Consider the following 14087-nt stretch of genomic DNA (forward strand, 5'->3'; position numbering starts at 1 on the left):
CAGCTCACCGACCGCGACCTCGACACAATGCCTGCGCAAGCAAGGCGCAATCCCTATAACAGAAGATCATCGCCGATCGGGTGGTATACCGAGGCGCTATCAATCAGGGAACGGGCTGTCAGTGATTCCACTCCATAGACCTCCGTTCGAACACCGGGGTCAACGTTGATCCGCTCCAGCAACACATCAAAGTCACCATCACCAGATAGCAACACCACCGTATCCACCTGCGACGCCAGGGTCATCACATCCACGGCGATACCCACATCCCAGTCCCCTTTGCTGGAACCATCGCTGCGCTGGATATAGGGCTTCAGTTTTACCGTGAACCCAATGTGCTTCAGGGCATCCTGAAATTTCGTCTGGCCATCATCGCCACGATGGGTGGCGTAGGCCATGGCGTGCACAATCTCACCTCGCTCAGAAAGGTGCTGCCACAGGGCACGATAATTGAACTGCCGCCCAAACGCCTGGCGGGTGGTGTAATAGATATTCTGAACGTCGGCGAAGACCGCGATGCGGGGCATAAGATCATTCCGGATTGCCGTAGGGGCGAATTGGATGGTGCACTCTGTTTTGCCGTTGACTCTGCTTCGGCGAGGACTCTAATCACGTCCGTCACCTTAGCACTTTATAGAAACGCTCTGCTGAATGCTGGGCATCCAGACCATACCCATGACTCATCCACCCATTCCAATACCATGCATTCTTCATATGAGTCACTGACTCTGAAGAAAGCGTGACTGCGGACTCGGGCCAACACCCGCCTATTATGCGTGGGGGTGTTTGACCTAATGTAATCAGGCCAAAATTGATAAATAAAAATTTCTCTTCAAAAAACTATAATTTTCACAGGATGACAACGGACTTAAATGAACGTCTCTGGGCGAACCAGGCCTACCTGCGCTGTGTCAAATAACAGTAATGACTGTGGGATACATTTACAGATATTGGCAGAACAAAAGCCGGATAATGATCCTGGTTGCTGTTCCATGACAAAAAACCATTCAGTCAGATCGCCGGATTGCTGGGCTACTCGGAGTAATCTGCCTTTAACCGCGCCTGTCGAGGCTGGCTTGGCAAGACATCCAGACAATCTCACCAAGAACATAACAACGATTAAAGGCTCGCCACCCGGAATCATTCCTCATCAAAGGACTCGTAGAACTCGACCAGACTGTCAATCAACGTTCTCACGGCAGGCAGAACACCACGCCGGGACGGGAACACCACATGAATGATATCCCGATGCAGCGCCCAGTGGGGCAGGATCTTTACCAGCTCGCCGCGTTCCAATTGCCTTTGCACAGTCAGCACAGGCAGCTGCACCACCCCTACTCCGGCCATGGCGGCCCGGCGCAGGGCAATCATGTCAGTGGTCACGAAACGGGGCTGATGAAACACGCTGATCTGGCTGCCATCCTCGCCCCGTAACTCCCAACGAAAATCCGGCCGCGGTGATCCCAGCCCAAGACTCGGCCACAGCTCCAGCTCTCTTGGATGACACGGCATACCGAACTGTGTGATCAGCTCAGGGCTGGCAACCAGGGCGAGCCCTCTGTCGGATAGCACCCGCAGCCGCAGGTCGCTGTCCTGTAACGGTGGCGGCCGTACCCTAATGGCCACATCCACCCCTTCATTGATCAAATCCACCCGGCGGTTGGTGGCTTCCAGATGGATCGTGATCTGCGGGTACTGACGCATAAAGTCGGCCAGGAAGGGCCCGATATGGACATGCAGCAGGGTAATTGGGCAGGTTACGCGAATCACACCACGAGGTTCGGCCCGAACGGTATCAATGGCCTCCTGGGCAGATTCGGCTTCAATAAGCATGGCATTGCAATGCTCATAGTACTGACCACCAATTTCGGTCACCGAAAATTGGCGGCTTGAGCGGTTTAGTAGCCGCACGCCCAAGCGGTCTTCCAGCGACGCCACCCGCCGACTGAGCTTGGACTTGGGGATACCAATTGCCCGTTCCGCCGGGGCAAAACCGCCGTATTCGACCACTTTCGCGAAGTAATACAGGTCGTTAAGGTCTTCCATTTATCGTTCCATTAATGCAACGCTGCATCGCAATATTGCCATCTATCAGCTCAATCGTTCCATCCCTATCATTCATTGCAGATTGATAAGGAGACCGTCGATGAAAAAAATCCTGGGTGTATATTCCGCGCCTCAACCCCACTGGGTGGGTAACGGTTTTCCGGTTCGCTCCCTGTTTTCCTATGAAAGCCACGGCAAGCAGCTGAGCCCATTTCTGTTGCTGGACTATGCCGGCCCGGCCCGCTTTCCACCGGCGACCAAGCCACGCGGCGTGGGCGAACATCCCCATCGCGGTTTTGAAACCGTAACGATTGTCTATCAGGGCGAAGTCGCGCACCGGGATTCCACCGGTGAGGGTGGGGTAATCGGTCCCGGGGATGTGCAGTGGATGACTGCCGGTGCCGGGATTCTCCATGAGGAGTTTCATTCTCCGGCATTCACCTACCAGGGCGGACACCTGGAAATGATCCAGCTGTGGGTCAATCTGCCCGCAGCCGACAAGATGGCCCCTCCCTCCTATCAGGCGATTACCGGGGAACAGATTCCCGTGGTGCCACTGGCCGCCGCCAACGGCGAAATCCGGGTTATTGCTGGTGAGTTTCAAGGGCATGCAGGCCCGGCCAAGACCTTTTCACCCATGCTGGTCTGGGACGTGACCTTGCAGGATCACGCCAACGTGCTGCTTGACGTACCCGATGGCTGGAATACGGCAGTAATCGCCAGGAGTGGCAGCAGCCTGATCAATGAACATGCCCGTGCCGCCGTCGGCCAGATGGTTGTGCTCAGTTCACAGGGTAATCAGGTGCAAATTCAGACGGAGGCAGAAAGCCAGCTACTGCTGATCTCAGGCGAGCCCCTGAACGAACCGATCGAAGGCTACGGTCCCTTTGTCATGAATACCAAGGAGGAAATACGTCAGGCAATCCGGGATTTCCAGCAGGGTGATTTCGGGAAAATGTCATCGTGATTTTTTCAATCGAGGGTAGCGAAATCGTTACCCGTTACCACCAGGAGAAAGACTATGGGTAAACAATATACTCGTCTCGACAAAGACAATGCTGCAGTGTTGCTGGTCGACCATCAGGCCGGCCTGCTGTCTCTGGTTCGTGATATTGATCCGGACAAGTTCAAGAACAACGTGTTGGCCCTGGCCGATCTGGCGAAATACTTCAACCTGCCGACCATTCTTACCACCAGTTTTGAAACCGGCCCCAACGGTCCGCTGGTCCCCGAGCTAAAAGAAATGTTCCCGGATGCGCCCTACATCGCCCGTCCGGGCCAGATCAATGCTTGGGATAACGAGGACTTCGTAAAGGCTGTTAAAGCCACCGGCAAGAAACAGCTGATTATTGCTGGCGTGGTCACCGAGGTGTGCGTGGCCTTCCCGGCGCTGTCGGCCCTGGAGGAAGATTTCGAGGTTTTCATCGTCACTGATGCCTCCGGCACCTTTAATGCCATGACCCGGGATGCGGCCTGGGATCGTATGACTTCCGCCGGCGCCCAACTGATGACCTGGTTCGGTACCGCCTGCGAACTGCATCGTGACTGGCGCAACGACATTGAAGGTTTGGGTGCTCTTTTCTCCAACCACATCCCGGATTACCGTAACCTGATTACCAGTTACAGCACCCTTACCGAAGGGAAATAATCCATCCGGCCCCGCTTGGCGGGGCCATCCCAACCATGCCGAGTATCCGCCAGGAGAAACCATAGTAAAGAAGGGACACGCATAAATCCGACCAATCAAATCTCACGTTACCCACCTCCACACCCTTAACCTCGCCCCTTCTACCATCCCACCACCCCCATACCTCCTTACCCCATGATTCCCGCCCCCATTCCCTATATCATGCCTCCTTTCATCTGAGTCACTGATACCCCCCGGAGGAAGCGTGAGCGCGGACCTGAGCCAACATACGCCGATGATGCAGCAATACCTGGCGATCAAGGCCGAGCACCCGGATCAGCTGGTGTTCTACCGCATGGGGGATTTCTACGAGTTGTTCTTCGGCGATGCCCAGAAGGCCGCGCGGCTGCTAGATATCACCCTAACCCAGCGCGGCCAGAGTGCCGGCAAGCCGATTCCCATGGCGGGGATTCCCTACCATGCGGCGGAGAACTATCTGGCCAGGCTGGTAAAGCTGGGCGAATCCGTGGCGATTGCCGAGCAGATTGGCGACCCGGCCCTGGCCAAGGGCCCGGTGGAGCGCAAGGTGGTGCGCATCGTCACCCCCGGCACGGTCAGTGACGAAGCTCTGCTGGAAGAGCGCCGCGACAATCTTCTGTGTGCCGTTTTCGATAACAACAACCAGTACGGTTGCGCCAGCCTGGACCTGGCCGCCGGGCGCTTTGTGGTGACCCAGGTGGAAGGTGCCGAGCAACTGCAGGCGCTGCTGGAGCGCTGGTCACCGGCGGAGTTGTTGCTGAGCGAGGAGCATGGCCTGCCCGGTCGCTGGGCCGAGCGGCCCGGCACTCGCAAGCGCCCGGGCTGGGAGTTTGATGAAGACGCTGCCCGCCGCCAGCTGTGCCAGCAGTTTCAGGTGCAGGATCTGGCCGGTTTTGGCGAGCCATCGCCGGTGGCCGTAGCCGCCGCCGGCGCCCTGCTGGGTTACGCCAAGGAAACCCAGCGCGGCGAACTACCCCATATTACCTCGCTGGCGGTGGAAAGCTTTGACGATGCGGTGGCCATGGATGCCGCCACCCGCCGTAACCTGGAGCTCACCGAAACCCTGGATGGCCAGGAACAGAACACCCTGGCCTGGGTGCTGGACAGCACTGAAACCGCAATGGGCGCGCGCCTGCTCAAACGCTGGGTACACCAGCCTCTACGCAACCGCACCACCCTCACCCAGCGCCAGGACCAGATCGACGCCTTGCGGCAGGGCTGGTGTTTCGAGTCCGCCCGCGATGTACTCAATGACATCGGTGACATGGAACGGATTCTCGGCCGGGTGGCCTTGCGCTCTGCGCGCCCTCGCGACCTGACCCGCCTGCACGCCAGCCTCAAGGCCCTGCCGCCTCTCATCGGTACCCTGCCCGGCGCCGACTGCTTTTACGAACTGATTGAGCGCATCGGCCAGTTCCCCAATCAGGTGGAGCTGCTGGGCCGCGCAGTGATCGACAATCCGCCCATGCTGATTCGCGACGGCGGCGTGATCGCGCCGGGTTATAGCGAAGAGCTGGACGAGCTGCGCTCCATCAGCGAGAACGCCGGCGCCATTCTGGTGGATATCGAAACCCGCGAACGCGAACGTACCCAGCTTTCCACCCTGCGAGTGAAGTACAACCGGGTGCATGGCTATTACATCGAGCTGTCACGGCGGGAATCGGACCAGGCGCCAGCGGATTATCAACGCCGCCAGACCCTGAAAAATGCCGAGCGGTTCATCACTCCGGAACTGAAAGAATTCGAGGACAAAGCCCTGTCCGCCTCCAGCAAGGCGTTAACGCTGGAGAAGCGTCTCTACGAAGCGCTGCTGGAAAAAGTGGCCGCCGACCTGCACGCCCTGCAGCGCAGTGCCGCCGCCGTGGCCGAGCTGGATGTGCTGGCTTCCCTGGCCGAGCGCGCCGAAGCACTCAACTGGGTGCGCCCGCAACTGGTGGACGACGATGCCATCATCGAAATCGTCGATGGCCGTCACCCGGTGGTGGAGCAGGTGCTGGACGATGCCTTCGTGCCCAACAGCCTGCATCTGGACGACGCCCGCCGCATGGTGATCATCACCGGCCCGAACATGGGCGGTAAGTCCACCTACATGCGCCAGACCGCCCTGATTGCCCTGCTCGCCCATCTGGGCAGCTGCGTACCCGCAGCCAGTGCCCGCATCGGCAGCCTGGATCGCATCTTTACCCGTATCGGTTCGTCCGATGATCTGGCCGGCGGCCGCTCCACCTTTATGGTGGAAATGTCCGAGACCGCCAACATCCTCAACAACGCCACCGCCCACAGCCTGGTATTGATGGATGAGATCGGCCGCGGCACCAGCACCTTCGACGGCCTCAGCCTGGCCTGGGCCGCCGCCGAACACCTGGCGCGCAACCTGAAGGCCTTCACCCTGTTCGCCACCCACTATTTCGAGCTGACCCAGCTGCCCGACCAGTTGCCTGGCATCTATAACGCCCATCTAACCGCCAGCGAGCACGATAACCGCATCGTGTTTCTGCACCGGGTACAGGAAGGCCCTGCCAGCCGCAGCTATGGCTTGCAGGTGGCACAGCTGGCCGGGGTGCCACAGAGCGTGATCCATCAGGCCGGGGAAAAGCTGCGCGAGCTGGAAGCCGGTAAACCACTGGCACCCGCAGACTGTTCAACCCCAGCTGCCGCCACACCGTCAGCGGCCCCTGCCCAGGCCAGCCTGTTCGCCGAGCCCAGCGCCGTGGAGCATGCCCTCAAGGAACTGGATCCGGACGATCTGACACCGAAGCAGGCGCTGGAAGCGCTGTACAAGCTGAGAGGACTGCTTTAGGCGTTGTAGGAGCGCCGCTTGAGGCGCGAAGCACCCAGTTGCGAGAAGCGAGTTACGAAAACCCAAGCCCCTGTTCACGAGTTTTCGCAACTCGCTTCTCGTGACTCGTCTCTCCGTACAAAGGCCGGTTCGCGCCTCAAGCGGCGCTCCTACGAAGCCAGGCCACCGCGATCTGTCCTCTCCGGCCCTGTCGGGTTATTACCTTATATCAAGGCTTTGTTTGCCTGCCCTTGGTCATGTCGCTAGACTAGCGCCACCCCAAGCGAGACAGGCCCTGCACTGCTATAATCAGCAGTCTGGCGCTGTACAAAGATCAAGACACCTGGCGAGGACAGGCTATGACGTTCGTAGTAGGTGAGAACTGCATTAACTGCAAACACACCGATTGTGTAGAAGTATGCCCGGTAGACTGTTTCTACGAAGGCCCCAACTTCCTGGTTATCCACCCGGACGAGTGTATTGACTGTGCACTGTGTGAGCCGGAGTGCCCGGTTAACGCCATTTTCTCCGAGGATGAGCTGCCAGAAGGCGAGCAGGAATTCCTGGAGATCAATGCGGACCTGGCCGAGAAGTGGCCGAACATTACCGAAATGAAAGATGCACCGGACGATGCGGAAGAGTGGGACGGTGTGCCTAACAAGCGCGACAAGCTGGTTCGTGAGTGGGAAGGCTAAGGCCTTCCCGGCGGACCCGGTAAGCCGTCTACCCCGGCTTTACCATTTCGCAGACAAAGAAAAAGGGCGGCATCCTGCCGCCCTTTTTGCGTCGAGTCATCCTGACCCTTTTGCGCTCACCGCAACATCCTTGTGTGCTGTCCTTGCTTATCCTTGTGCCCATATCCCTGAACACGAATCCACTATATCAACGGCTCCAGGCCGTTTGGGTAAAATAAATATTAAAAGTCTGCCCAAAAACCACCCAAAAAAAATAAAACCATTTAAAATCAATAACTTACCTTTATTTTGTCGCTTCAAAACAGCCGAAATCAGCCGAAAAAGACTGCTTTTTCCTACAGCTTTGTAAGAGATCTCTTACAAGCCAGCGCCACCCCTTCCCAGATTCATGAACAACAGCCCCGTAAACGAAACATGGGGATGCCAAAACGCGCCCATGTTTTTACATTTTCTCACCCGTTTTTACAGCACTGCCAAGCGCTTACCGTTAGCATTGTCTCCATGAAGTGAAGGGCCAGGGCCCCTAAAAACTTCGACCAGTATCCCCCCAAGGCGCTAGCAATAGCGCTCACAACCCCCCTCTTCCACCCCCCAAATTAGGAAGAGGGTTTTTTTTGTCTGAAATTCGCTAAAACGGAGTCTGATCAGATCTGACGCAAGGCATCACAGGCCTGGTCGAAGGCATCGCGCAGCCGAGTCAGCAAATCGGAAACCTGCCCCAACTCGCCTTCACGAGCCAGACTCTCCAGCTGCATGCACAGCTCGAAAACCCGCACCGCACCCAGATTGCCGCTGCTGCCCTTGAAGCTGTGCGCTTGGCGGCGCAGGGTTTCCTGGTCGCCCGCCGTATACGCGGACGCCAGTGTCTGGAGACGTTGCTCGCCATCCCGCTTAAAGGAATCGACCAACATGGAGAAATCCTGGCCCATTACATCCTGTAGTTCTGTAACGACCTCATCGTCGAGAATCGCTGAATCTTGCATACCGGCTCCGTCTTCCTTTACGGGGGTAACCCTAACCATTAATCATGAAATCTTATGTGGAATATCTCGAAAATCCAGAAAAAATTAGTAGCGGGACGTTAAATGAGGCTTTCCGTGCTTGGGATATCTGAACCCTCCAGGAAGTTATTCCGTTCCCTGGAGCACGGGCAATAAACCACAGGACTGCGCACGTATCACGTCATCACGGGTATCCACGTCCCATAGGACCGGTAAACGAACCACCCGCTCCCCGGGAAAACAGGCAATGCTGTCGGCCAGGGCCTGTTCGCCGCCGAACCGAACACCACGGAAGCGCTTAGGGTGCCACAGCGCTTGGCTGGAACTGCCGATCAACACATAGCCGCCATCCTCGCTGGGACCAAATACCACCGGCGCCTTGTCCAGCGCCTGCAGGGCCTGCTCGAAGTAATCCTGGTCCAGTACCGCACAGTCACTGCCAACCAGTAACACCTGATCGGCCTGGGCCAGGCCGCTATTCAGGGCCTGGGCCATTTTTTCCCCCAGGTCTTCGCCCTGTTGCAGGTGACAGGACCAACCATGGCGTTGCGCCAATGCCTGCAGCTCCGTATCGGCTTGATCCAGCCATAGCTGCACCCGACCCGGAAAACCACAGGCCGCGGCAATCGTGCGGGTCAACAACAGCCGGTACAGCGTGAGGGCACCCTCTTCGCCAAAATCGGGGATCAATCGGGTTTTCACCCGGCCTGCCTGCAGCGCCCGGGCAAAGACGATCAGCAGCGGCTGCGAGGTGCTCTCAGTGCTCGCCATAATAGTCCCGGTACAGTTGCTCGGGCTGGGCGCCACGCCAGTAGCGATAGCGCAGGGACCACATCAGCCAGATGGTCGGCCAGGCCCCCCGCGATTCCCAGCGACGGCTGCTGGTGGTCAGCACAGGGCGCAGACAATGGGGTCGTCCCTGCTCCTGCTTCAACCGCCGGCTCAGGGCAATGTCTTCCATCAAGGGCTGGTCTGGATAGCCTTCCAGAGCGGTAAAGATATCGCGGCGCACGAAGATACCCTGGTCTCCGGTGGCAATGCCGGAAAACCGGGAGCGCACATTGATCATGGCGCCGATGACGCGGAACAAAAAACGCCGGCCACTCAGGCGCACATCAAAACGGCCCCAGCGGGCGTCGGCAGGCAGGCGCATCAGTTGCTGCCGGTGGGTGCCATCAAGCTGGCTATCCGCATGGACAAACCACAACCAGTCGCCCCTGGCCTGACGGGCGCCGGCGTTCATCTGCCGGGCACGACCAGGGGCACTGAGCACTACCCGATCCGCCAGCTCACGGGCAATCTCCACACTGTTATCAGTACTGCCGCCATCCACCACCACCAGCTCATCCCCGGCTTGCAGGGCATGGCGAAGCATGGTCAGGGTCGCGTCCAGATTGCCGGCTTCGTTATACACCGGCACGATCACACTGACGGTGGTCTCGCTCACCCCAGAGAACCACTGCAACTACTACCGGCACCCGCGGTACAGCCGAAACAATGGTCCGCCACATAGATAGGCTCGCCTTCCAGATCGTGATCCAGCAACCCGGACAGGTGCGGGTGGCCCTCATGGTGCCCCAGGGGCATATCCAGCATCTGGTTGAAGTCACAATCGTACAGGTAGCCCTGATAATCCACGCTCACCGTGGCCCGGCACATCACCGCCGGCAGGGTGTCGCGGTTGAAGCTGTCGCGCAGCAGCTGCATGTAATCGTTGAACTGGTTGTGGGCCAACAGCACGGCACCGAAACGGCTGATGGGCATATTGGTGATGGTAAGCAGACTGTTGAACCGCAGCCCGAAGCGTTCATCCAGCTCACGCTTATAGTCCTCTTCCAGCACCGCCTGGGGTGGCGGCAGGTTCGGGCCAGTGGGGTTATAGACCAGGTCCAGCAACAGTCCGTCACTGCCATAGCCTTGGGCATTAAGCCGGCGAATAGCTTCTATACTGCCCTGATACACCCCCTTGCCGCGCTGCGCGTTCACATTCTCTTCCAGATAACAGGGCAGTGATGCCACCACATGCACCCGGTTATCCGCCAGAAACTGCGGCAAATCCTCGTAACCCGGCTCCAGCAGAATGGTGAGATTACAACGGTCGATGACTTCCACATCCATAGCCCTGGCCTGTTCCACCAGATAACGGAAATGGGGGTTCATCTCCGGCGCACCGCCGGTGAGATCCAGTACCTTGATATCGCGCAGCCGGATCACCTCCAACACCATGTCCACGGTTGCCAGGTCCATCAGTTCAGTGCGCGTAGGGCCCGCGTTCACATGGCAGTGAACACAACTGAGGTTACAGAGATACCCCAGGTTCACCTGCAAGATTGACGTAGCGTGGCGCCGCAACGGCGGGAAGTCGGTGCTGCTGCGCACCAGTAAATCGTGGGTATCCTGCATACGTCACCTGTGTCAGTTTCCTCAATGCTAGCAATTGGATGCGGGCTTGTCGCAAAGGTTACGTGAACGCTGCAAGATCGAGGCAATATGGTGGCAGCCCCAGAGTGTCATGTGGGTATTTGGGGCTATTTTTGCGGCAACGCTATAGCAAGGAAATAGAGAGGCAGGAGCCTGTATTGTTTTTGCTGTAGGAGCGGCGCTTGAGCCGCGAATGGTTAGCAAGGCCGCGGGGTTCGCGGCTCAAGCGCCGCTCCTACAGCGAACTAAACCCTTGCCGGGTTAATAATAGCCAATCGCTATTCCCGGACTGGCACCACGACGAAAAGTCCTTACAATCGTCCCTCTTCAAAGCCCGGTAGCTCAGTTGGGTGAGGTCGGGGATTTCCAAAGCGTGCTTTGGCCGAACGAACGCGAAGCGGATACCGCCGCTTTGCCGGCGCCCGCAGGGCGAGTAAGCGCCGATAAAATAGTCGCTTGCTCCCCGGAAACTGGCACCACAACTAAAAGTCCTTACAATCGTCACTTCTTCAGCCCCGGTAGCTCAGTTGGATAGAGCAAGCGCCTCCTAAGCGCTAGGTCACAGGTTCGACTCCTGTTCGGGGCGCCATTTCTTTTCTGGTTCCGTATCACATCGGCTCCATTGCCGGGCTGCTTGTGCGTTACCCGGGGGATTCAACGATGCCACCATCGCACTGTTTGGTCGGTCGGCGCCGCCGATGTCCTGACGGCACAACCCGCAACGCCATCAGACCTTCTTTTACATATCAGTGATTTACCCGATGGAGCGGCTGCTCTAGATTGAGGATTCCATTCGGGTACAAGAAGGATCTTGCTGATGAAAATCCTGGGACTGCTACAACTTGCCCTGGCGATCTATGCCATTGTGATGATCATCCAGTCCGGCGCGGAAACCCTGCACAAGGTGCTGTGGGTGCTGCTGGTGCTGGTATTACCGCTTGTCGGGCTGATTATCTGGGGGCTGATGGGGCCGGGCTCGCCGCTGAAGCGTTAGCGACCTCCTGCGACTGCTTTTCCTGTGGCTTCTGCCAGCTCTCCGGAGTCTGGTAGTAGCCGTGGGAGATTCCCTGAAAACGGGGCAGGTTCACCACCCGGCGCAGTCGACGCAGTGAGAAATAGGGAATATCCCGCAAAATGATATTCGCCAGCCAGGCCGGTACAGCGCCACCCGGGTCCAGTATCACCTCAATGGTTACCTTCACCTCCCCCGGCGACAATGGCTCGAATCGGTAATAGCCTTCCATCTGCGGCATGCGCACATAATCAGACTGCTCGGGAAATACCGGCGGATTCAGGGAAAACGGCATCACCAGATTGTAGCTGTCCGGCTCCTGGTAAAAAGTCACACGCAAAGGCGCATCCCGATCCTTCACCGGCCACGGCAGGCGAGTGGTGACATAGACATCACGCTGATAAGGGGACGCCCGATGCAGGTCACGGATTTCCGAGACCATGTGCATAAAAGACGCCACCGCCTCGTAATCGTCCATCAGGGCACCAATGGCATTAAAATCTGCCACCGGCACCACACCCACCCCGCGAAAGGTTTTCAGCCGTGAGCTGTCGTCATCCTGGCGATAAACCTGGATATCATCGCGGTCGGTGACCAGCACCCATTTTGACGGGTCAGCCATGGACATGGCGGAGCCGCCCAGCAGGATCAGGCCGAGTAAAAGTCGTTTTATTATCATTCTGTTTTCCTGACGCATCCCCATCGCCGCACCTGAGACAGCCCGGCGAGTGATCACTTTATAACCTGCCTGACAGCGCCAGACCTGCCTGACGGAAAAAAATGTGACACAGACAATCTGGAAATGCGACATGTCGCACAGTCGGTGCGCTCGAAACCCCGCTGACCGGTACGTCATGGCGGCAACTGACGCACGGGTTCAGGTCACAGATAGGGTTCCATCAGATGCGAGAGGGCGTTACGCAAACGACGCCAGGGCGCCATGTCCCGGAAATGCTCCGGCTCCATGCGGGTAGACAGCAAGATATGGCGATCCAGCATCTTATCCACCCGGGTGGTCAGAGTGTCGCTGTAACATTCCAGATCAAATTCAAAATTCAGGCGCAGGCTGCGGGCGTCCCAGTTACCGGAGCCGAGCATCAGCCAGTGCTGATCCACCGTCATTACCTTGCTGTGATCAAACGGCGGCGGCGACAGATAGAGCTCGGCGCCCTCGCCCACCAGCCAGCGCAAGGCATGCAGACTCGCCCAGTTCACCATGCGCAGATTGCTCTTGCGGGGAATCACGATCTGCACCTGCACGCCCTTCAGAATCGCCATCTGCAGGGACGCCATAAGGGTCAGATCCGGCACGAAATAGGGAGTGACAATCCGGATACGCTGCTCGGCGCTGCCAATGGCCGCCAGCAGGGTAAGCCGGCGTTTATCAAAATCCGCATCCGGGCCGGCGCTGATGCCCCGCGCCTGCACCTCGCCCACCTGGGCAGGGCCACGGTAGCTGGTCTCCAGCACCTCCCCGCAGGTAAACACCCAATCGGCGGCGAAGCTTCGCAACAGCTGGCCGACCACCGGCCCTTCAAGTCGGGCATGCAGATCCGTGGTGCGAGCCGGTTTATGTAGATAGCCAGCACGGATATTCATGCCCCCGGTAAAGCCCAGGGAGCGATCCACGATCATGATCTTGCGGTGGTTGCGAAGGTTGATATAAGGCATACGCCAGGGCGCCAGGGAGTACAGGAAACGCTGCACCGGCACCCCGCGACGGCGCAAGCGCCAGAACACCGACGGCAGGGAGTAGTGGGCGCCCATGCCATCAATCAGCACCCTCACCTTGACGCCCCGTTTAACCGCGGCGGCCAGGGCATCCACCAGCGGCTTGCCGGCAGCGTCATTGCCGAAAATATAGGTCACCAGGTAGACGCTTTCACTGGCACCGTTAATCGCGTCCAGCATGGCCTGATAGGTCTGCGGCGCATCCAGTAGTGCCAGCTCGTTGCCGTCGGTGAGCGGCAAATGAGTCAGGCGCCCTACCAGTCGGCTGAGCACCTGCAGGTGCGGCACCGTGGGCACCGCTTCTGCGGCCACCCGCCAGCCATCATCAGTGTCGATCAGCCCGCCGGTGAGTTGCCGGGCGCGACGCTGGATACGGTTCACCCCCAACATGAAATACAGTACTGCGCCGACCACGGGCACCAGCCACACCAGCCCGGTCCAGGCCGCTGCCGCCCGCGCATCGCGCTTGTTTTGCGCCACATGGGCAGTCACATAGATCGCCAGGAAAAGGCTGATGGCAGCGGCAATATAGGGCCAGAACGGCTCCAGCACTGCCAGCCCCTGGCCATAACGGCTTTTCCAGAATGTCAGATCCAACGCTTTTCCGCTCCTTGCCTAGCTACCGCCTGACGAGCTCAAATCCGCCCAGGGCGGCAATATCTGGCCAACATAGCATATCCCCCGCCGCCCCGCGGATTGCGACAAAAAACCAGTCAGATCAACGGCTTTGCGCTTT

General features: G+C 58.3%; 13 protein-coding genes and 1 tRNA gene. 6 read left to right on the forward strand and 8 right to left on the reverse strand.

The window, feature by feature from the left end; all coding sequences use genetic code 11:
* Positions 1 to 53: 53 nt before the first annotated feature.
* Both ACMG4M_RS12605 and ACMG4M_RS12610 read right to left on the reverse strand, forming a co-directional pair.
* Positions 54 to 527 carry an NYN domain-containing protein gene (locus ACMG4M_RS12605; RefSeq protein WP_035246435.1) on the reverse strand — a complete coding sequence of 158 codons (474 nt, stop codon included), beginning with the start codon at positions 525 to 527 and terminating at the stop codon, positions 54 to 56.
* A 613-nt stretch (positions 528 to 1140) separates the two neighbouring features.
* Positions 1141 to 2046 carry a LysR family transcriptional regulator gene (locus tag ACMG4M_RS12610; protein ID WP_035246434.1) on the reverse strand — a complete coding sequence of 302 codons (906 nt, stop codon included), beginning with the start codon at positions 2044 to 2046 and terminating at the stop codon, positions 1141 to 1143.
* A gap of 100 nt (positions 2047 to 2146) precedes the next feature.
* Between ACMG4M_RS12610 and ACMG4M_RS12615 the strand changes: the two genes are divergently transcribed.
* From ACMG4M_RS12615 to fdxA, 4 genes are all read left to right on the forward strand, one after another.
* Positions 2147 to 3013, forward strand: a complete 867-nt coding sequence (locus ACMG4M_RS12615) for a pirin family protein (RefSeq protein ID WP_272961719.1) — start codon at positions 2147 to 2149, stop codon at positions 3011 to 3013.
* 54 nt (positions 3014 to 3067) lie between these two features.
* A complete protein-coding gene (gene ycaC, locus ACMG4M_RS12620; protein ID WP_035246431.1) occupies positions 3068 to 3694 on the forward strand; it encodes an isochorismate family cysteine hydrolase YcaC in 627 nt (208 codons plus the stop codon).
* A gap of 274 nt (positions 3695 to 3968) precedes the next feature.
* Entirely contained in the window at positions 3969 to 6512 is a 2544-nt protein-coding gene (gene mutS / locus ACMG4M_RS12625; protein ID WP_414431135.1) for a DNA mismatch repair protein MutS, read from the forward strand.
* Between the two features lie 338 nt (positions 6513 to 6850).
* Entirely contained in the window at positions 6851 to 7186 is a 336-nt protein-coding gene (gene fdxA, locus ACMG4M_RS12630) for a ferredoxin FdxA (protein ID WP_272961721.1), read from the forward strand.
* Between the two features lie 644 nt (positions 7187 to 7830).
* Here fdxA and ACMG4M_RS12635 read toward each other — a convergent pair.
* The 4 genes from ACMG4M_RS12635 to arsS form a co-directional block, all read right to left on the reverse strand.
* Entirely contained in the window at positions 7831 to 8169 is a 339-nt protein-coding gene (locus ACMG4M_RS12635) for an Hpt domain-containing protein (RefSeq protein ID WP_035246429.1), read from the reverse strand.
* 144 nt (positions 8170 to 8313) lie between these two features.
* Entirely contained in the window at positions 8314 to 8958 is a 645-nt protein-coding gene (locus ACMG4M_RS12640; RefSeq protein WP_035246428.1) for a TIGR04282 family arsenosugar biosynthesis glycosyltransferase, read from the reverse strand.
* On the reverse strand, positions 8945 to 9634 hold the full coding sequence (locus tag ACMG4M_RS12645; RefSeq protein ID WP_035246426.1) for a TIGR04283 family arsenosugar biosynthesis glycosyltransferase: 690 nt from the start codon (positions 9632 to 9634) through the stop codon (positions 8945 to 8947). The genes ACMG4M_RS12640 and ACMG4M_RS12645 overlap by 14 nt, the downstream gene beginning before the upstream one ends.
* The gene (gene arsS, locus ACMG4M_RS12650) at positions 9631 to 10590 is read right to left on the reverse strand and encodes an arsenosugar biosynthesis radical SAM (seleno)protein ArsS (RefSeq protein WP_035246425.1); all 960 of its coding nucleotides are present in this window, start codon (positions 10588 to 10590) and stop codon (positions 9631 to 9633) included. The genes ACMG4M_RS12645 and arsS overlap by 4 nt, the downstream gene beginning before the upstream one ends.
* Before the next feature lie 530 nt (positions 10591 to 11120).
* On the opposite strand from arsS, the gene ACMG4M_RS12655 reads away from it, so the two are divergent.
* Together ACMG4M_RS12655 and ACMG4M_RS12660 are read left to right on the forward strand one after the other, a co-directional pair.
* Positions 11121 to 11197 (forward strand) — tRNA-Arg (locus tag ACMG4M_RS12655).
* A gap of 228 nt (positions 11198 to 11425) precedes the next feature.
* Positions 11426 to 11602, forward strand: coding sequence for a PLDc N-terminal domain-containing protein (locus ACMG4M_RS12660; RefSeq protein ID WP_084573421.1), 177 nt, complete (start codon positions 11426 to 11428; stop codon positions 11600 to 11602).
* Here the strand turns inward: ACMG4M_RS12660 and ACMG4M_RS12665 are convergent.
* Both ACMG4M_RS12665 and ACMG4M_RS12670 read right to left on the reverse strand, forming a co-directional pair.
* Positions 11559 to 12299 carry an START domain-containing protein gene (locus tag ACMG4M_RS12665; RefSeq protein WP_035246423.1) on the reverse strand — a complete coding sequence of 247 codons (741 nt, stop codon included), beginning with the start codon at positions 12297 to 12299 and terminating at the stop codon, positions 11559 to 11561. The two genes, ACMG4M_RS12660 and ACMG4M_RS12665, sit on opposite strands and share 44 nt — an antisense overlap.
* A 203-nt stretch (positions 12300 to 12502) precedes the next feature.
* Positions 12503 to 13948: a phospholipase D-like domain-containing protein gene (locus ACMG4M_RS12670; protein ID WP_035246421.1), complete on the reverse strand. Its 1446-nt coding sequence runs from the start codon at positions 13946 to 13948 to the stop codon at positions 12503 to 12505.
* Positions 13949 to 14087 lie beyond the last annotated feature (139 nt).

It is taken from the genome of Alcanivorax sp. IL3 (assembly GCF_047495465.1).
Lineage (GTDB): Bacteria > Pseudomonadota > Gammaproteobacteria > Pseudomonadales > Alcanivoracaceae > Alcanivorax > Alcanivorax jadensis.